The organism is Streptacidiphilus sp. PB12-B1b (assembly GCF_014084125.1).
Taxonomy (GTDB): domain Bacteria; phylum Actinomycetota; class Actinomycetes; order Streptomycetales; family Streptomycetaceae; genus Streptacidiphilus.
This window is the reverse complement of sequence record NZ_CP048405.1, coordinates 282,834-301,818: the sequence shown is the minus strand read 5'-3', so window position 1 is coordinate 301,818 and position 18,985 is coordinate 282,834. Positions and strand designations below refer to the sequence as shown.

Genomic DNA, 18,985 nt, shown 5'->3' with positions numbered 1-18,985 from the left:
CGGGCGCGCGGACCGGCCGATCGGGTCACTTGGTAGGGGAGAGGGCAGTGCAGTAATGACAGTGGAAGCGGAGCGGCGCCCGCGGCTCCTCGCCCGGATCTTCCGGGCCGCCTCCTGGCGCGAGGAGGTTCAGGGCCCGGTCGAGAGGCGACTTGCCGCGGCCATGGTCACGCTGTACGTGGCTACGGGTCTTTCGTTCTCGTCCCTGGCCGTGTACATGCTTCGGCAGGAGCATCTGAGCCCGGCCGTGTACGGAGCAGGGGCAAGTGTCGCGGCGGTCCTGGGACTTCTCGCGGGCCCGGCGATCGGTGGGCTCGCGGACCGGCTCAGCGGATACGTCCTCTACGCCTGCCTCATGTGGACGATGGCGGCAGTGACGCTGTGCCTCACCGTCTCACCGGCGCTGGTCGCTCTCGGGCTGCTCAGCGTCCTGGTGATGTGTGCACGGGGGAGCGCCGCCGTACAGGGGGCGCTTGTCGGGAGCGCGGTCGGCCGAGACCGCCGGCTGCGTTTCCGGGCGGTTGTCCGGTCGATGGCCAACGTCGCGATGGTGGTGGGGCTGGGCCTCGGTGCCGTCGTACTGGCCGCGGGGTCGCGGGCGGCCTTCGACGCGTCGTTCGTGGCGGAGGCTGTGATGCTCTCCGCCACCGGAGGCATGTTCTGGCAGGCGCGGGGATTCGTGGATCCCGGTGCGGTCGGAGGCAGGTCGGCCGCGGAGCAAGAACGGACCGCATCCACGTCCGGGATCCTGCGGGACAGGCACGTCGTGGCGCTGGTGCTGCTCAATTGGCTCTTCTGCCTGGCAGAGCCGATGCTGACGATCGCTCTGCCGCTCTGGGTGGGCGCACGCATGCACGTGCCCATGTGGATCATCTCCGCCACGCTCGTCGTGAACACGATCGGTGTGGTGCTGCTACAGGTCCCGGTGGCGCGTCGAGTCACGACAGATCGCCGGGCGGCCCGGTCCGCCCGGATCGGGGCATTGCTTTTCGCGATCTCCGCGCTTACGTTTCCGGTCGCGGCGGAACTGTCCCGCCGCGTTGGTGTCACGGCCGCGCTCGCCGCGCTGATGTTCCTCGCAGTCTCTCTGGTCTGCGGCGACATCCTCTACTCGATCGGCTCGACGATCCTGATGTACGGGCTCGTCCCACAACAGTCGTACGGAAAATCCCAGGGAATCTTCGGAATGGGATTCGATGTGGCGAGTCTTTCAGCGCCGGCGCTCTTCGGATGGTTCGCCGGCGGCGGGGGCCCACTGGGCTGGTACGTGCTCGGCCTGGTATTCGCGGTCAGCACGATTCCGCTGGGGTGGATACAGAACCGTGTTGCCTGCGGCCGGCCGGCAGGCGCCGACTCATGACCCGGTGCGGCCCAGGAGCCTACCGGAACCCGCGGTCAAGAAGACCGTCGTGCTCGACCAGGAAAGGTGGTAGGGAAATGCTTGACGAGCAGGATGTCACAGAACTTCTGCAACTTCGTGGAAAGGACCAGGAGGAGCTCTTCGCGCAGGCCAGGGCGAAGCGCCTGGAGGCCTTCGGGAGCGAGGTGGTGGTCCGCGGCGTCACCGAGATCACCAACCAGTGTCGGGTCAACTGCGAGTTCTGCCCCATGCGGCGGGACAACACACGGGAGAACAGCGACTTCCGGCTCCAGTCGGAGCTGCTGATCGATACCGCCGCCTCCGTCAAAGCGAGCGGCATCAACGTGGTGTTCTTCCAGGCAGGTGAGATACCGCAGACCACGCGGGTCGTGGGTGAGGCGATTCCGGGCATCCGCAGGCTGTATGACGACAACGTCGAGATCCTGTTGAACCTGGGCAACAAACGCCGCAGCGAGTACGAGTACCTCCGGGAGCAGGGCGCGACGAGCTACATTCTCAAGTTCGAGACGAGTGATCCGCGGATGAACGAGCAGATGCGGCACGAAACTCTGGAGTCCCGCCTGAAGTGCCTCCAGGACCTGCTCGATCTCGGCTATCGCGTCGGGACCGGATCCATCGTCGGGCTGCCCGGTCAGGATGTGGCCAGTGTGGCGAGGGACCTCCTGTTCGCCCGCGACCTCGGTGTCCACATGTGCAGCGTGGCACCGTTCATCCCGGCACCGAACACGCCGTTGGCGAACCATCCGGCCGGCGATGTGGAATTGGCGCTCAATGCCATCGCGGTTTCGCGGCTCCTGGGACCTGAGTGGCTGGTACCGGCGGTGAGCGCACTGTCGAAGCGGGCCGGCGAGGGCCAGTACCGCGGGCTCATGGCCGGGGCGAACGTCATCACCGTGAATTTCACACCGGACGAGCAGCGTGACCGCTACCTCATCTACGGGCGTGACCGCTTCGTGGTGAAGCGCGACTACGCCAGCCGGATGATCGCCCGAACGGGGCTCAAGCCGCGCGGTTCGGTGTTCCTCGAGCCCACGACGGTGTGACCGCACCGGGCCCGCAGATCTGACTCCCCGGATGTGCGGACCGGAAACGACCGCGCATCGAGCCTGCCCTGTTGTGCCGCCGCATCCTGAGAGTCATCACCCGCGCTCCCCGATGCACATCCCGTGATTGGTCTGACATGCGTCCTGTCTCACGAAACATCCGCACCGTGGATGACGTCCTTGACCTCTTGGACGGGCTGTTCCCCGTCACGGCCGACCGCTGGACTCCGGCGGGCGGAGCCGAGTTCTGGGACCAGTACTACGCCGACCGGGACCGTCCGGTGCCCTTCTTCGTCAACAAGCCCGACGAGCATCTGGCGGAGTACGTGGAGTCCGGGCGACTCGCTTCCGGCCGTGTCCTGGATCTGGGCTGCGGGCCCGGCCGGAATGCCGTCTTCCTGGCGTCCCGCGGATTCCAGGTGGATGCCGTCGACCTGTCCCCCGACGCGATCGCCTGGACCCGCGACCGTGCCGAAGAAGCGGGCGTGGAAGTGGACCTCCACTGTGGAGACGCGTTCAAGCTCACCCGGAACGAGCTGTCCGGCCCGTACGATCTGGTAGTCGACTCCGGGTTCTTCCACCATCTGCCGCCGCACCGCCGCATCAGCTACCTGCGCTTGCTGGAGCGGGTACTGGCCGTCGGCGGGCACCTGGTGCTCGCCGCCTTCGCCGCGTGGGCGCCTGGTTCCGGTTCGCCGGTGCCCGATGCCCACCTGTACCGAGACGGCAAACTCTACGGCGGGCTGGCCTACACCCCTCAGGAGTTGCGGTGGATCTTCTCCGATCTCACCGAGGTGGAGATCCGGTCCATGCGGCAACAGCCGCCGGCCTCCCCGTACTACGGTCCGCCGTTCCTGCTCGCCTCCCTGTTCCGGCGTGACGCGGACCTCCTGGGCACCAGGCAGTGAGCAGTCAGCTGGAACCCACCGCAACGCACCGCCAGCAGGTCGCAGCGCGGTCGTGCGGTGCGGCAAGGTGGCGCGCGGCTCCCGTGGCGTCGACGAGGCCGCCCGGGTGGGTCGACAACGCGGCTTCCCAGTGCTCCACGGCCTGGGCAGGTTTATCACGCAGAGCCGCGACGTGGGCCAGCCCCTCGTGGGCACGCGCGACATAGCGGGTGGAGTCGCGAGCTGCGGCCGCCTTCAGGCACTGCTGGAAGACCTGCTCGGCCAGGGCCAGTTCACCGTCGCAGGCATGGATGTCACCGAGCGCGTTGAGGGCCTGGGCTTCGCCTTCGTACATGCTGGTGCGGCGCGCTATCTCGAGCGCCGCGCGTCCGTACATCATCGCCTCGGAGCTCAGACCCATGCCTCGACGCACGATGCACAGCCCGACCAACGCAAGTACTTCGCTCTGCTCGGTGCCCGCCGCCCGGCTCAGTTCGAGCGACTGCTGGTAGACGGCGGCCGCCCCCTCCCAGTCGCCGAGCACCACCGAGACGAGGCCGGTGTTGTTCAGGATGGATGCTTCAGCGCCGGGAGACAGGGACGTCTCGCCGAGCGAGCGAGCCTCGAGGAAGTAGCGCAGTGCCTCTTCGTTGCGCCCCAGTTCCCGGCTGATGATCGCGAGGTTGTTGGTGAGCCCAGCCTGCAACTGTCCGTCCCCGAGCTCATGCGCCACGCGCAGGGCTTCCTCGTAACGCGTCCCCGCCCGGTCCAGGTCGTGGGTCGTCCAGTGGATGCGGCCGAGACTGTTCAGCTGCGAGATCTCGCCGGTGCGGTCCCCGGCCTGGCGGCTCAACGCCAGCGCGCGCTCACTCAGCTTCTCAGCCTCCGCCGGAGTCCCGTGGGCGAGTTGGGCCTCGGCCAGTCCGGCCAGGCAGGCGGCTTCACCGACGAGGCTCCCGTCGGCTCGCGCCGCGAGCCGACCCAACTCGAACATCGGCCCCGAGTCCGCTGGATGGTTCAACGCGCTGAGGTACGGCCGAAGAGTGCTCATGGTCTGCCAGACACGGTGGTGCTGCCCGAGATCCGCAGTCAGCCGGAGCGTCGCGACGATACAGCGGAACTCGGCCTCCAGCAGCCGCATCGCGTGCTTGACGTCCGAGGCGCTCCGGGTCGCCTCCGGGCGGTGGTCGATCTTCGGGACGGATGGCAGCGAGGTCTTGGTCAGCAGACGGCACCAGCTGTCGGCCGACCAGAGGTAGTAGTCCGCCAACCGCCCCACTGCCTCGGCCGCCTCGGCACGATCGACCGTGGCGTCGAGCAGCCTCCGTGCACAGTCACGGACTATGTCGTGCAGGTGGTAACGGTCGGCGGCATGCTGCTTGAGCAGGTTCAGCTCGAACAGTTTGTCCAGGTCTGCCTCGACCTGGTGGAGCGGAAGGCTGGCCAGAGCCGCAGTCGCATACGAGTCGAAGTCCGGCCCGGTATGCAGGCTCAGCAGACCCAGGAGCCGCTGCTGCCGCTTGGTGAGGTGGTGGTAGGACCACGCGACGATGTTCATCACGTCGCGGTCCCCGGCAGCCAGGATGCGTGCCCGCGACTCGTTGTCGCGCAACTGTCCGACCAGGAACGACACCCGCCAACTGCTCCGCTCGCGCAGTCGAGCGGCCGCGATCTGGATGGCCAGGGGGAGGTACCCGCACAGCTCCACTGCGGAGCGCACCTCGTCCGGCTCTCCCGCAACCCTCTCGGGCCCGGCGACCCGGCAGAAGAGCGCGATCGCGTCCGCCTCGGTCATCACGTCGAGCGACAGGGAGGCGGCGCCCTCCAGCTCGGCCATGCGCCGTCGGCTCGAGATCAGCACCAGGCTTCCCGCCGAACCGGGCAGCAGGGACCGGAGTTGGGTGGGGTCGGCGGCGTTGTCCAGCAGGATGAGTACCCGGCGACCGACCAGACACGACCGCCATTGGGCGCTGCGCGCCTCCAGGTCCGGCGCGATCAGCTCGGGGGCCATCCCGTCAAAACGCAGCAGCAGGTTCAGCGCCTGCAGTGGGCTCATCGGCTCGGCCTGCTGGCTGAAGCCGGCCAAGTCGACGAAGTACTGCCCGTCCGGGTAGTACGCGGCGAGGAGGTGGGCCATGTGCACGGCGAGTGAGGTCTTGCCCACGCCCCCCATCCCGTCGATCACCGAGATCGCGGGCGCGTTCGACTCCAAAGGCCGGGTGCGCAGCCGGCGCAGTTCCTCCTCACGGCCGGTGAACTCCGGGATGTCCCGGGGAAGGAAGGAACGGGAGTCGGCGCCCTGACCGGGCGACTGCTCCGGCGGGCGCTCGGCCCTGGGCTCGGAGGCACTCGGCTTCGCTGGTTCCTGGGTCTCTCCGAGCAGGATCTGCTGATGGGCTTCCCGCAGTTGCGGCCCCGGATCCAGGCCGAGTTCCTCCGCCAGCAGCCGCCGTCCCTCCTCGAACACGGCCATCGCCTCGGACTGCCGACCGCACTGGTAGAGGGCGGTCATCAGCAGTGCGCGCAGGGGCTCGCGCAAGGGGTGTTCGGCCATCATCCCGGCCAGGCCCTCAAGCGCCAGGCCGGCTTTCCCCATGCGCAGGCGCAGTTCCGCCAACCGCTCGACCGCGGCGAGCCGTTGCGCGTCGAGCTGGGTGGCGGCGTTCGTCAGTACCCACCCGTCCAGTCCGCCCAGGGCATTGCCCCGCCACAGGCCCAGGGCCTCATCGAGCAACCAGGTGGCGTCCTCGAGTCGGCCCTGCTGCTCAGCGTTGGCCGCCTCCTCGACGGTGGAGCGGAACTGGAGCGCGTCCATCGCCTCGGTCGGCACATTGAGCTGATAGCCGCTGCTGTCTGTGACCAGTTCCACGCCGACGGCTGGCATCAGCGTGCGACGCAGCGCCCCCACCACGTTGTGTATCTGCTGGCGCGCCGAGTGCGGCGGGCTCTCCCACAGGGCGTCCACGATCCGCTCGGTCGCGACGATCGAATTGGCGTTCAACGCCAGGAGGGCGAGCAACTTGCGTTCCCTGGCTCCGCGCGGTGTCGCCTGCCTGCCCCCGACCGACAGGACCAGCGGGCCCAGAACCTTGATGGACGGCACCGCATCGTCGTCCTGTCCCGGCGGAACGACAAATGCGGTGTCTTCTCGCGGTTTCCCAGAACTACTCGCCACAGACCCATACCCCGATCCAGTCCTGGCCACGTGCATCGCAGATCGCCCCCTGTCTCGAATGTTACAGGCCCTTCGAAACGGACCCCGGATGGCCTCTCGGTAGCAGGTCAGTAGTCAGGTGGTAGTGCGGGCCATGACCATTCAGTGCGCACACCCCCGGTAGCGTGACCAGATGGCACTACCGGCCGAAGAACAGGAGATTGAGCATGAAAAGGACGATTCTGGCCGGAATACTCGCGGCACTGGCCGTGCTCACGGTCGTCACCGTTTCCGGTGCTTCGCAGGCGCCGGCCGGCCACGCGGTCCCGCAGAGCGGCGACCACCCGATCGTGATCTGACCCGATGGCGCTCGCGCAGGGCGACGCCGCGGAGGAGGCCGCGACGGCATCGGTCCGCCAGGGGTTCGCGCTGACCCTCGCCGTGTTCGGCACCCTCTTCGTCGTTACGCTTTGCGCGCAGCTGCCCGCCCTCTGGATGCCGTCCTGGCTGGGAACGCAACGCACGACCTACTCCGAGGTCTGGCCGCAGGACTGGGCCTTCTTCGCGTCCCAGCCGGACGCGCCGGCGGTCTCCGCCTACCGGATCGGTCCTGCGGGCACCCCGGCCTCGGTACTGACACCGCAGATGTCCGCAGCGAATCTGTGGGGTCTGGGGAGGACCAGCACTGTGAAGTTCAACGAGACGCACGCTTTGGCGGCCGAAGTCCCGGCGAAGGACTGGATCGTCTGCACTGACACGCGATCGGCGGAGTGTGTGGACAAAGCACCGGTCGTGTATCTGCAGAACGGATTCTCCCCAGGTACCGTCTGCGGCCGGCTCATCCTGGTCCGGACTCGGCCGGCGGTCACCGCCCCGAAGTCCGGATCAGTGGCCTCGGTCGGAGTGGGCTGCCGTTGAACCGCCTATGGCAGGCCGCCCAGTCCTTCGAACCGCGTGGCCTTCCGCTCGGGCTCGCGCGGTCGCTACTGGCGTTCGCACAGTTGACGACCCTCCTGTTGACGTCCGACCGGACGCTCTTCGCGGACCCCCCTGGGGTGACGGCGAGCACACGTTGCGCAGGGCTCAAAGGGGTGTCGCTCTGGTGCGTCTCCGGTGGCGACGCCCGTACCTACACGCTGGGGCGCGTCCTCGCGATCACCGTACTGCTCGTCGTCATCGTCGGCTACCGGCCACGGTGGTCCTGCATCGCACACTATTACGTCACGTTCAGCATCGCCGTGGATGTGACCGCCACAAACGGCGGGGACAATGTGGCTGAGATCTTCGCCATGCTGCTCATCCCCATCTGCCTCGACGATCGGCGGACCTGGGCCTGGCAGAAGCCGGCCGGGCCACTGCGGCCCGCCTGGCGCGGAGGTGCCTTCGCCGCGCACGCCGCGCTGCGTTGCCAGATCGCGATCATCTACCTGGCCGCGATAGCGTCCAAACTGGCCTTTCCCTCGTGGCGCGACGGCGCCGCACTGGGTGTCCTCGCCCACGACCCGGAGTTCGGCTTCCCCGGCGTGGTGCAGCCGTACGCACAACAACTGCTGTCCCACGCCTGGGCCACGGACACGCTCACCTGGTCCGTCCTGGTAGTCGAGACCCTGATCGCCCTCTCGATGGCCTTCCGCCGCAGGACTCGGAGTTACGGGGTGGTCCTCGCGATCCTGCTGCACGGGGCCATCATCGTGCTCATGGGTCTGTTCAGCTTCGGACTGATCATGATCGCCGTTGTGCTGGCCGCCTGCACCGACATGCCAACGCCCCGCCGGGCCAGTGATCAGACTCGACAGGAAGCCGTCATAGCGGTCTAGGAAGGGAAAACCGTCATGCGCCTGGAGACAGCACCGTTCGATCCCGGACTTGCCTCACCGGAAGAACTGCGGGCCTGGCATGAGATATTCGTCGCGGTATCCACGGACTTCGCAAACACCCCGGTGCCTCCATATGAATCCTATGTACAGCAGCTGTGTGCACCCATGCCTCACTATGGCTTGCAACGGCGCTGGGACGCACGCGCCGACGGCCGAGTGATCGGGACCGCAAGTGCCATGTTTCCGACGCATGAGAACCGCGAACTCGCCATCATCACCGTGCGTGTGCCGTCCCGGAATCGCAGGCAAGGAGTCGGGACACGGCTGCTCCGGGCGATACTGCCGGAGGTCGGCGAACTCGGCCGCCGGACGATCACCGGTACGGTCAAGGCCGACGCGGACGGCGAGAAGTGGGCCAACGCCCTCGGCCTGCGCTCGGTCCTTCGCCGCTCCTCACAGCACCTGGACATCCCGGGCACGGACCCGTCGCTCTGGCAGGTGCGGCCGGCGCCCGGATTCCGGCTCCACCAGTGGCTGGACACCGCGCCGAGCGCACTGGTGCATGGACTGGCTCGGGCACGCGACGCGATGGCGGACCGGCCGATGGGCGACGCGACCTACGAGCATCCCAGTTGGACCGCGGAGCGAGTGCGGCAGTACGAGGCCAAGACCCTCGAAAGCGGGGATTCACACCGTTACGTCGTGGCCGTCGACGAGCGCAGCGGGGCGGTAGCGGGCTTCACCGAGATCGCCGTCACCCCCGGGCAGCTGAGCTACTGCCGTCAGGAGGACACGGCTGTGCTGCCGGAGTACCGCGGGCTCGGACTCGGCCGGGCCATGAAGGCCGCGATGATGCGGTGGCTCACCGCCGACCTGCCCCGGATGGAGCAGGTGCGCACGATGACGGCATCCGAAAACCTCCACATGATCCGCGTCAACACCCAGCTCGGCTACCGAATCGACTCGGCTCTGGCCTACGTCGAGGCTGAGGTCGGTGGGCTCTCGACCGCGCTGGACTCCTCAGTCCGGCTTCCCGTCGAGGACTGACTCCTCCGTTCAAGCTCCTGGGTCGGTCACGGAAGCAGTACGGGCCAGCGGGATCAGGCGAGCGGTTTGCCACGGGGTGATTCTGCGGTGGCGAGGTGGTCGACGATCCGGCATAGGACCGTTCGTCAATCGACCTGCCGGCAGTAGGGCGTGCACGGGGGTGAATCAGGAAGACCTGGCCTGGCGAGGCCCACACAGACCGACACCCACCGAGGCATTCTGAACAGGAGTGCTCAGGTGGGCTCGTCTTTTCCGGTGGCGCGGTGGATGGCGCGGCGGGTGACGGTGGCGCCGCTGACGGTGGCACGGCGCCAGGGTGGGATGCCTTCGATCTCGATTTCCAAGGAGAAGCTGAGGAAGGTGCGGATCAGGACGATGAGGCCGAGGACTCCGACGTTCTCGATGGTCGGTGCCACGGCCACGGTTCGGATGAGGTCAGCGGCGACCAGGATCTCCAGGCCGAGCAACAGGGTTCCGCCGAAGCAGGCGCGAAGGGCTTCGTAGCCTGCGGTGGCCTTTCCGGAGCGGTGCCATGCCCGTACGGCGACGCCCAGGGAGAAGACGAAGCCGATGCCCAGGACCGCGACGCCGGCGGCTTCGAATGCCTGGGCAGCGTGGTCCATGGTCTCGGTGAATGTCACGACGGCCTCCGGATCGTACGGGCCTGCGGGTTGGGGGCTGAGTGGGGTGGTGCCGGGCGGGGATGTCAGCCACTCGACGTCGGTGGAGCCCCGGCGGCTTCGCGCCAGAGCGTGGGGAAGCGGGCGGCGAGTTCGGTTTCGACCCAGGACAGCCGGGTGGCCAGCAGCGGGCTGTGGCGCTCGTGCCCGCCTGTACCCAGGCGGGTGAGCAGGGCCCGCAGATGGAGCAGGACCATGGGGGAGCCGGTGGCCGCCGCGATCACGTCGTCCAGGCCGGTGCGCAGGTAGTCGGCCCAGGCGGGAAGCTCGATCAGCAGACGTACGGTGCCGTCGGGGCCGGTCAGGTGCAGGGTGCTGCCGGCCCGGGTGGCGGCGGGGTCGGCGAGGAGGTCCTCCAGGCAGTCCAGGGCCTGGACGGCGGTGGCGGGGTCGTTGACGGCCGGGGACAGGGCGCGCAGGGCGATGTCGGCCAGCAGCCGGAAGGCCAGGAGCGGGTCCTGGTCGAAGGCCCGCTCGTCGCCGGTCACCAGCGCGTCCAGGACAGCGGTGGCGGGCAGGTCGGCGCCGTGCACGTCCGCCAGGGGGCGCCGGTGCGCAGGGTGGTGCCCGGGGTGGCGTGCAGGACGATGACCGCGCGGGCGGTGTGAGCGGCGGCGAGCAACCGGTCGGTGTCGACCTGTTGCAGCACCGCCAGCGGCTCGGGCCAGGTGACGGTGCGCGTCGGCGGCGGCAGGGGCGCGTCGGCTGCCTGGTGCTGGGCGGTGGTGTGGAGGGTGTCCAGGATGCCGCGTCCGCGGGTGGTGATCGATTGCAGGACGGGGGCGAGCTGGATGGCGGCGAAGGCCCGCAGTTGCAGGGTCCGCAGCAGCGCCAGCATGGCGAGCAGCAGGACCCCGGCGGCCACCGGGACCGCCAGCGAGGCGTGGGGGGCGGTGCCGACGGTCAGAGCGGCGGTGAAGCAGTAGGCGGCCAGGCCGACGGCGAAGGCGACGGTGCGCCAGACGACCGGCGCTTCGCGGAAGAGGGTCAGGCGCGGGGTGAAGGAGGTGTGGGCCCACTGCACCACCAGGAACAGCATCGAGAAGATCACGACGGTCGCGCCCAGGACCCCGAACCCGAGCGCCACCAGCATGTCGGTGACCTGCCGACCGGGCACCCGGGGGCCGTGGCCGATGTGCGGCAGGCCCAGGCCCAGGCCCACCCCGGCCACGGTGAACAGCAGCTGGACGCTTCCGGCGCGCAGCCGGCGCCTGCGGCGCAGCGGGGGCGCGGGCGCCATCAGCGCACGTCCACTTCCGGCACCGGAAACGGGCCGCTCATCCGCGCGCGCCTGTCGGCCGGGGCGGCGATCTCGATCCGCGCGTCACCCTCGACCGCGAAGGGCACTACCAGGACCTCTCGGCCCAGGCGCTTCACCTCGCCCGGAGCAGCCGCCCGGACCGGGCCCGCCACGTCCAGGGTCAGGACGAACTCGCTGCGCAGCAGCAGCGGGGCCCGTTCCCACAGCAGGACGTCGCGCACCCAGCGGCCGTACCCGCGCCGCCAGTACTCCCCCAGCCCCGGCACCTGCCCCCGCACGACCCGGACGGCTCCCTTGAAGGCACCGGGCTGCCGGCTGACCCAGCGGCGGCGCAGCAGCACGACGGCCGCCAGGACGACGATGACGATCAGGTCGACGCCCAGCACGGCCAGCAGCGCGATCAGCATGGAACAAGCCTCTCCCGGACCCGGCCCAACCGCCTGGTCACCCGCCCCCTCGAACTCCCCGGCCGCCGACCGGGTCGGCGCCGGGCGCGCCGCAGGGCAGGCGCGCGACCGTGCCCATAGTCTTCGCTCACGCGGTGGTCAGGGGCACGGGCGATCCTGGAAAGGTGGAACGCGAGCACCCCATCGAGTGACCTGCGGACGTTGAGCCGCGAGGCTTACGGTGGGCGGCCAGCCGGGCCCTGAAGGAACTCGCCGCGCGGGCGGGGACGGCACACCGCCGGACGAGCCCGATCCCCTGTCCGGCAGCAGCGGCAAGGGCGACAGCCCGGCAGCCCAGGCGGTCGCCCTGCTGTACCGGGCGATCCGCCCCGAGCCGCACCTCCGCCTCGGCGCGGGCGAGGCGACGGCGCTGACGCCGCTGGTCGCGGCGTGGCTGGAGCGCGGCTGTACGCAGCAGGGCCCCGTCCAGTCCTGCGGCCCGGCCGCCGGTACGCCTCCACTCCGCCGCCGCGCTGCCCGGCGACCGCCCGCCCCGCACACTGCCCCGTCGCCACACCACCGCTGCCGCCGTCCGAGCAACGCGCCGCACCGGTCGCACCGGTCGCCCGCAGCCGGTACGAGCGCGCGGCCTGCACCGACCCGGTGACCCGTCCCGACATCCACCACGCCCGCGCGGGCCCGGGCAGCCGCCCCTCCGCCGTCGGACGCAGCGAAGCCGCCCCCGCCCGCAGCGCGGTACGCGTCCGAGCCGTCCCGCGGACCCAACGGCCGGGCCTGTGGTTCCGGCGAACAGAGCCTATGCGGACGTCAACTGGCCTGCGTTCAGTGGCTGCGCCAGGCACTGAGGAGGTCGTCGGGGCCGTACGTTGCCTCTAGGCCGGGGCAGGTGACGCCGCTTCGGGAAACGGCGACGAGGGGGATCGGATCGTCGGTGAGGGCGGCTCTGTGCTTCTGCAGGGCAGCCAGGTCGTGGGCGTCGAAGGGCGCCCTCTCCAGCCACTTGACGGACCCCAGGAACAGCAGGCGCTTGGCGACGGGCTCGCGGTCGGCGCCCACGAGGTCGATCTCGACGTCGTTGCTCCGCGTCCAGTAGCCGCCGACGACGGGGGCGGCGGGAAGTTCGCCGTCCGGCAGGACGCGCGCCAGGGCTTCGCGGATAAGGGGCTCGACGGCGCGGCCGCGCCAGCTCGTCCAGCGCTCTCTGATCCGGGCCAGGGTGAGGTCGCCGCGCATGCGTTCGATCTCTGCCATATGCGGGTCGAGGAAGGCCAGCCAGAAGCGGAGGTAGGGGTCGGCCACCCGGTAGCGCCGCTCTTTGGAAGGGTGCAGCGAGACGGGGAGTTCGGCCGCCACCACGCGCTTGTCGATCAACAGGTCCGCCGCCCTGGTGAGTGTGGAATGGGCGATACCGCCCGCCGCCCGGGCGATATTGGTGAACGTGCGCTCGCCGGTCCCGATGGCCCGTAGGACCTCTCGGCCCATGGCCTGCGGGGGAACTCGGCGGCCAGCGATCGCTCGGCGGAGACCAGCAGGGCGGAGATCGGGTTTTCCAGTGCGCTGCCCAGGAACTCCCACAGCGAGGCGCCGACCGGCCACTCCCGGCAGATCAGCGGCAGGCCACCGGTGACGAGGGCGGCGTCGAAGGCGGCCGCAGGCTCCAGTTCGAGCATCTCGCCGAGGTCCGCCGGATTGAGCGGTCCGACGACCATCTCCCGCCCGCGCTGGTGGAACGGCCGGTCGTAACTGTTGAGCGCCTTCATCATGGACAGGTCCGAGCCGACCAACAGCAGCAGGACGGGCCTGCGGCTGAGCAGACGGTCCCACGCCCGCTGGAGCATGCCTTCGAAGGCGTCGACGCGCTCCATGAGGTAGGGGATCTCATCGATCACCACAACGCTCGGCTCGTCGTCCGGCAGCGCTTCCGCCAGCAGCCGGAAGGCAGCGTTCCACTGGTCCGGCGCCTCCTCCGCGAAGAGCGAGCGCTCGGGCAGGGTGGAAGTGGCGACCGCGTCGAGGAGTTCCGCCAACTCGTCGGCGGCGGAGCCGCCACCGGCCGTGAAGAACAGCTGGGGGACGCCCGCCTGCCGGAGGAACTCCTCCACCAGAGTCGACTTCCCGACCCGCCGCCGGCCACGGATCAGCAGACACTGGCCGGGCTGCGCGGCACCGTTACCCGCTCCGGCGCGGACGTCGTCGAGCGCGCCCCGGAGAGCACGCAGCTCACGATCCCGACCGATGAACCGATGCATGTGCGGGCTCCCAGGAGGATGGATAGATGGTTCCTCCTGAGATAGTAGCGCAGGCGATAGTATCTCAAGCGCAACTATCAAGAGCGGGGCGGTGGAGGCGGGGCGTGATGTCGCGCCGGGCCGGGCCGGGGCATCCGAATGACGCGCGGCCGGGTTGTCAGTGGGGGTGGTTAGGGTCGGTGGGGTGGGCGCTCGTGGGGGCTGCCTGCGGCGGGCGGGGCCCGTCCGGGACGTTCGAGGGGGTGGCGGCGTGACCGGGGATGAGAGCGGGCTCGTCCAGCGGGTACGGGTGCGGGCCGAGCAGGAGGCGGGGCCGTTGCCGCCGCGGCTGGGCGGTGACGAGGTGGCGGCGGCCGAGCGGGAGCTCGGGTTCACGCTCCCGCCGCTGCTGCGCAGCCTGTACTGCGAGATCGCCAACGGCGGCTACGGCCCCGAGTACCAGCTGCTGCCGCTGACCGGCGGCGGGCGTACCGCCGTCGGCGAGTACCGCGCGGAGTACGAGCGGGAGGACCCCGACGGACCGCGCTGGCCGCGCGGGGTGCTGCCGGTGCTCGACTGGGGCTGCGGCATGTACGCCGCCGTCGACTGCACCCGCCCCGAGGCGCCCGTCCTGCTGTTCGAGCCGAACGGCTTCAGCGGCAACTGGGCGCACGCCTGGTACCAGGACGCCCCCTCCCTCGACCGCTGGCTCACCGCCTGGCTGGACGGGAACGGCTGGTGGGAGGAGGACGTCGTGGCCGACGGCGACACCGCGGAGCCGGAGCCGTGGGCTCAGGCCGCGGAGCGGATAGCCCGGCGGGGCTGAGGGGCGGGCGGAACCCGGCCGAGCAAGACCGGGGCCGGGCCGGGGGCAGGGGTGCGTCAGGCGGGGGTGTGCCAGCGGGGTGGGGGTGGGGCGGTCCAGGAGCCGGGCTGATGGGACCAGGCCGTGGACCACAGGGCGCGGCGCAGGGCGGCCTGGGGCGGCTCGGTGGCGCGGGCGCGGGCCAGTAGGACGACGGCGAGGGCGACCAGCTCCTCCGGGGAGGGGTTGCCGTGCTCGACCCGGAGCAGCGCCGGGCTCTGCTCGCTCACTGGGGCTGGTTCCCGTGCTTGCGGCTGGGCACCGAGGCGGCCTTGGTGCGCAGCATGGCCAGCGCGCCGATCAGCCGGCTGCGGGTCTCGGCCGGGTCGATGACGTCGTCCACCAGGCCGCGTTCGGCCGCGTAGTAGGGGTGCATCAGCTCCTCCTTGTACTCCTTGATGAGCCGCGCCCGGGTCACCTCGGGCTCGTCCGAGGCGGCGATCTCGCGGCGGAACACCACGTTGGCGGCGCCCTCGGCGCCCATCACCGCGATCTCGTTGGTGGGCCAGGCGAGCGAGAGGTCGGTGCCGATGGACTGGGAGTCCATGACGATGTAAGCACCGCCGTACGCCTTGCGCAGGATCAGCGAGATCCTGGGCACGGTGGCGTTGCAGTACGCGTACAGCAGTTTCGCGCCGTGCCGGATCACCCCGCCGTGCTCCTGGTCGACGCCGGGCAGGAAGCCGGGCACGTCGACCAGGGTGACCAGCGGGATGTTGAAGGAGTCGCAGAACTGGACGAAGCGGGAGGCCTTCTCGGAGGAGTTGATGTCCAAGACCCCGGCCAGCACCGACGGCTGGTTGGCGACGATGCCGACGACCTGTCCGCCGAGCCGGGCCAGGGCGCAGATGACGTTGCCCGCCCAGCGCTCCTGCACCTCGAAGAACTCGCCGTGGTCGGTGATCTCCCGCAGCACCGCGCGCATGTCGTAGGCGCGGCCCGGGTCGGCCGGGACGAGGTCGAGCAGCGCCTCGCAGCGCCGGTCGGCCGGGTCGTCGGGCTCCTCCGCCGGGGGCAGCTCGCGGTTGTTGGCGGGCAGCAGCGACAGCAGGTAGCGAACGTCGGCCAGGCAGCTCTCCTCGTCGTCGTAGGCGGCGTGGGCCACGCCCGAGGTCACGGCGTGGACGTCGGCGCCGCCGAGGCCCTCGGCGGTGATCTCCTCGCCGGTGACCGCCTGGACGACGTCCGGTCCGGTGATGAACATCTGCGAGGTGCCGCGCACCATCAGGACGAAGTCGGTGAGCGCGGGCGAGTACGCGGCGCCGCCCGCGCAGGGCCCGAGCATCACGCTGATCTGCGGGATCACCCCGGAGTTGCGGACGTTGCGCTGGAAGATGCCGCCGTACCCGGCCAGTGCGGTGACGCCCTCCTGGATGCGGGCCCCCGCGCCGTCGCACAGGCCGACCACGGGGCGGCCGGTGGTGGCGGCCATGGTCATGATCTTCTGGATCTTCTGGGCGTGGGCCTCGCCCAGCGCGCCGCCGAAGATGCGGAAGTCGTGGGCGTAGACGAAGACCTGGCGTCCGTCCACCAGGCCCCAGCCGGTGATCACGCCGTCGGTGTGCGGCCGCTTGTGCTCCAGGCCGAAGCCGCTGGCCCGGTGTCGGCGCAGGCCCTCGACCTCGGTGAAGGAGCCGGGGTCGAAGAGCAGCTCGATACGTTCCCGGGCGGTGAGCTTGCCCTTGGCGTGCTGTGCGTCGGTGGCCTGCGGGCTGGGCCCGCTCAGCACCCGTGCGCGGAGCTCGGCCAGCTCGGCCGCGCGGTCGACGGTACGCGCGGCGGCTGGCTGCGCGTCGGCGGGCTGCGCGGCAGGTACGGCGTCTGGCGGGGCGGCAGCGGGCGGGGCGGCGGCGGGCTGCGCGTCGGCGGGTGGGTCGGTCGGCGGGGCCCCGGCCGGACGCGGGGGTTCGGCGGCGTGCGGCGACGGGGACGCGGCGGGCCTGAGCGGGACCTCCTGGACGACGAGGGCCGGACCGGCCTCACATTCCAGGACGGCGGCTGCGGTGCTCTCGTCCATGATGGTCATCTGCGTCCTCCTGTGGCGTTCCGAGCGGCGCCCGGGCGGCGGCCCCCGAGCACCGGGCCTGCCCGGGGGCGGCCCCCGGAGTCCCGCCGGGGGCTCCGGTCCTGCCGTCGTGCGCGCCCCTGACCGATGCGCCGGCGGCAGCGGGGCCAAAGGATGCAAGCCGCCGCTCGAGCGCGGGTGGACCGCGCGGGCGCCCCAGGCGAGGGCGGCTCCAGCGGGCCCCGACGGGGTTCGAACCGGAACCCAGCGCGCACAGGGACGGCCGCGCGGCGAAGCCGACCGCCGGGGCCCGTGCCTGACCGGGCTGAGCCGCATCCCCCGTCCGAATCGGCGGTGTCCGGGCTGCCGCCGAGCGGCCAGAGACGGACTTCAGCCAGGGCGCGCCCGAAGCACCGCCGACGACGGGAAGCATCCCTCTACGAGTATGTCTGTGGCAGACATATAATCGGAGCGGAGGGCGGCACCTGGCCGCCCGGTACCGCTCGGGGAGCGATCGTGGCGACCGTCAATGACCAGCTCCCGACGCTGCCCTCCGGGCGGCCGCGCGGCTGGGCGGTCCTGCACCAGGAACGCCCCCGGCCGGAGCGGATACGCACCCGTCCGTGGGCTTGGCGGCTGGCCGTCGCCACCGTCTGCTTCGGCGCGTTCATGGGCCAGTTGGACGCCAGCGTGGTCACGCTCACCTACCAGCCGCTCGGCGAGCAGTTCCACGCCGGGCCCGCCGCCGTCGAGTGGGTCTCGCTCTCCTACCTGCTGGCGTTGGTAGCGCTGCTCGTCCCGGTCGGCCGCTTCTCCGACGCGCACGGCCGCAAGCTGATGTACCTGTACGGCTTCGCGGTGTTCACCCTCGCCTCCGCCGCCTGCGGGCTGGCGCCCGGCCTCGGCGTCCTGGTCGGCTTCCGGGTGGTGCAGGCGCTGGGCGCGGCGCTGATGCAGGCCAACAGCGTGGCGCTGGTCACCACCAGCGCCCCCGCCGCGCGGATGCGCTCGGCGCTGGGGATGCAGGCCGCCGGGCAGGCCGTGGGGCTGGCGCTGGGCCCGACCGTCGGCGGGGCGCTGGTCGCCACCGTCGGTTGGCGCTGGGTGTTCCTGGTCAACGTCCCGATCGGGATCGTGGCGCTGGTCAGCGGGCACTACCTGCTGCCGCGCACACGGGCCGCAGCCCCCGGGCGGCCCCGGGTGGACGCCCTCAGCGTGCTGTTGCTGGGCGGCGCCACCACCGCCGGGATGCTCGTCCTCTCCGTCGGATCCGGCCTGGGACTGCCGGTGTGGACCGCCGCCGGTCCCGCGCTCGCCGCCCTGACCTGCGGCCGGGCCTTCGTCCGGCGCCAGCGGCGGGGGCCGGACCCGCTGGTGGATCTGGCTTTGCTGCGCCGGGGCGGCATCGCGCCCGGGCTGGTCGGCGGGCTCTGCGGCTACCTGGTGCTGTTCGGCCCGCTGGTGCTGGTGCCGGTGGTCCTCGGCCGAGGCGGCGCGTCCGCGCTCTCCTGCGGGCTGGTGCTGACCGCTCTGCCGCTGGGCTTCGCACTCGCCGCCACCCTGGCCGACCGGCTGCTGCCGCCCGGCTGGGACGACCGCAGACGCTGCCGGGCCGGTGCGGCCGGCTGCGTGGCGGCGCTGGCTCTTCTGGCGGCGCTGCCGATGACACCCGGGCTGCTGCCGGTGCCGCTGGGCCTGCTGGGCATCGCCCTGGGCGTGTTCACACCGGCCAACAACACGCTGGTGATGCGAGCCGTCCCGCAGACCTCGGCGGGCACCGGCGGCGGCATGGTCAACCTCGGGCGCGGCCTGGGCACCGCGCTGGGAGTGGCGGCGGTGACGCTGACGCTGCATCTGGCCCCCGCCGGGGCGGGCGCCCGGGCAGCGGCCGGAGTCCTGCTGGCCTTCGCGGCGCTGGCACTGGCCACGACGAGCGCGAGGCAGCCCCGGGCCAAGGCGTAGGCCGCACAGCGGGTGCAGGCGCGGGCTGCGGGCCGCGCGGCGGGCGCAGGCTGCGGTTGGTCCGGGCGAGCGGCGGACACGGACCGAGCAACGGTCCCGGCCGAAGCGCAGACCGAGGGCGGCAGACACGGCCGAAGCGTAGGCCAAGTGACGGGCACAGACAGAGCGACTGGCGCTGACGGAGCAGCGACACGGGCCGGACGGCGGGTGCAGGCCAAGCAGAGGGCACGGGCCGGGCGGCGGGCACA

Annotated in this window: 14 protein-coding genes and 2 pseudogenes; 9 read left to right on the top strand and 7 right to left on the bottom strand. The window is 71.0% G+C overall.

All coding sequences use genetic code 11. The annotated features are described in order from the left end of the window. Window positions 1-55 precede the first annotated feature (55 nt). From GXW83_RS01345 to GXW83_RS01335, 3 genes are all read left to right on the top strand, one after another. A complete protein-coding gene (locus GXW83_RS01345; protein ID WP_182441042.1) occupies window positions 56-1,360 on the top strand; it encodes an MFS transporter in 1,305 nt (434 codons plus the stop codon). A 77-nt stretch (window positions 1,361-1,437) separates the two neighbouring features. After that, window positions 1,438-2,424 carry a radical SAM protein gene (locus GXW83_RS01340; RefSeq protein ID WP_182441041.1) on the top strand — a complete coding sequence of 329 codons (987 nt, stop codon included), beginning with the start codon at window positions 1,438-1,440 and terminating at the stop codon, window positions 2,422-2,424. A gap of 137 nt (window positions 2,425-2,561) precedes the next feature. After that, window positions 2,562-3,332, top strand: coding sequence for a class I SAM-dependent methyltransferase (locus GXW83_RS01335; protein ID WP_182441040.1), 771 nt, complete (start codon window positions 2,562-2,564; stop codon window positions 3,330-3,332). A 4-nt stretch (window positions 3,333-3,336) separates the two neighbouring features. Here GXW83_RS01335 and GXW83_RS01330 read toward each other — a convergent pair whose 3' ends face one another. Beyond that, the gene (locus tag GXW83_RS01330) at window positions 3,337-6,414 is read right to left on the bottom strand and encodes a BTAD domain-containing putative transcriptional regulator (protein ID WP_182441039.1); all 3,078 of its coding nucleotides are present in this window, start codon (window positions 6,412-6,414) and stop codon (window positions 3,337-3,339) included. A gap of 278 nt (window positions 6,415-6,692) precedes the next feature. Here GXW83_RS01330 and GXW83_RS34730 point away from each other — a divergent pair, with 278 nt between their 5' ends. From GXW83_RS34730 to GXW83_RS01315, 4 genes are read left to right on the top strand one after another with little or no spacing between them, the layout of a single operon-like run. Continuing rightward, window positions 6,693-6,824 carry a hypothetical protein gene (locus tag GXW83_RS34730; RefSeq protein WP_255431245.1) on the top strand — a complete coding sequence of 44 codons (132 nt, stop codon included), beginning with the start codon at window positions 6,693-6,695 and terminating at the stop codon, window positions 6,822-6,824. 4 nt (window positions 6,825-6,828) lie between these two features. Next, window positions 6,829-7,383: an SdpA family antimicrobial peptide system protein gene (locus tag GXW83_RS01325; protein ID WP_182441038.1), complete on the top strand. Its 555-nt coding sequence runs from the start codon at window positions 6,829-6,831 to the stop codon at window positions 7,381-7,383. Continuing rightward, complete coding sequence (locus GXW83_RS01320; RefSeq protein WP_182441037.1) at window positions 7,380-8,282, top strand: sporulation-delaying protein SdpB family protein; 903 nt, start codon at window positions 7,380-7,382, stop codon at window positions 8,280-8,282. Before GXW83_RS01325 ends, GXW83_RS01320 begins: the two co-directional genes overlap by 4 nt. A gap of 15 nt (window positions 8,283-8,297) precedes the next feature. Continuing rightward, a complete protein-coding gene (locus tag GXW83_RS01315; protein ID WP_182441036.1) occupies window positions 8,298-9,329 on the top strand; it encodes a GNAT family N-acetyltransferase in 1,032 nt (343 codons plus the stop codon). Window positions 9,330-9,562: 233 nt separating this feature from the next. Here GXW83_RS01315 and GXW83_RS01310 read toward each other — a convergent pair whose 3' ends face one another. The 4 genes and pseudogenes from GXW83_RS01310 to GXW83_RS01295 all read right to left on the bottom strand — a co-directional run bounded on the left by GXW83_RS01310 (window position 9,563) and on the right by GXW83_RS01295 (window position 13,926). Then, window positions 9,563-9,970: a DUF1622 domain-containing protein gene (locus GXW83_RS01310; protein ID WP_182441035.1), complete on the bottom strand. Its 408-nt coding sequence runs from the start codon at window positions 9,968-9,970 to the stop codon at window positions 9,563-9,565. A gap of 65 nt (window positions 9,971-10,035) precedes the next feature. Then, window positions 10,036-11,249: pseudogene (locus GXW83_RS01305) on the bottom strand (DUF2254 family protein). After that, on the bottom strand, window positions 11,249-11,677 hold the full coding sequence (locus GXW83_RS01300; protein WP_182441034.1) for a DUF2550 family protein: 429 nt from the start codon (window positions 11,675-11,677) through the stop codon (window positions 11,249-11,251). Before GXW83_RS01300 ends, GXW83_RS01305 begins: the two are co-directional and overlap by 1 nt. A gap of 822 nt (window positions 11,678-12,499) precedes the next feature. After that, window positions 12,500-13,926, bottom strand: a pseudogene (locus GXW83_RS01295) (ATP-binding protein). A gap of 250 nt (window positions 13,927-14,176) precedes the next feature. On the opposite strand from GXW83_RS01295, the gene GXW83_RS01290 reads away from it, so the two are divergent. After that, the gene (locus tag GXW83_RS01290) at window positions 14,177-14,731 is read left to right on the top strand and encodes an SMI1/KNR4 family protein (protein WP_182441033.1); all 555 of its coding nucleotides are present in this window, start codon (window positions 14,177-14,179) and stop codon (window positions 14,729-14,731) included. Window positions 14,732-14,787: 56 nt separating this feature from the next. Here the strand turns inward: GXW83_RS01290 and GXW83_RS34995 are convergent, their stop codons facing one another. Then, complete coding sequence (locus GXW83_RS34995) at window positions 14,788-15,000, bottom strand: acyl-CoA carboxylase epsilon subunit (protein WP_182441032.1); 213 nt, start codon at window positions 14,998-15,000, stop codon at window positions 14,788-14,790. Next, entirely contained in the window at window positions 14,997-16,796 is a 1,800-nt protein-coding gene (locus tag GXW83_RS01280; RefSeq protein ID WP_225446678.1) for an acyl-CoA carboxylase subunit beta, read from the bottom strand. The genes GXW83_RS34995 and GXW83_RS01280 overlap by 4 nt, the downstream gene beginning before the upstream one ends. A gap of 495 nt (window positions 16,797-17,291) precedes the next feature. On the opposite strand from GXW83_RS01280, the gene GXW83_RS01275 reads away from it, so the two are divergent. Then, a complete protein-coding gene (locus GXW83_RS01275; RefSeq protein WP_225446677.1) occupies window positions 17,292-18,737 on the top strand; it encodes an MFS transporter in 1,446 nt (481 codons plus the stop codon). The last annotated feature ends 248 nt before the right edge of the window (window positions 18,738-18,985 follow it).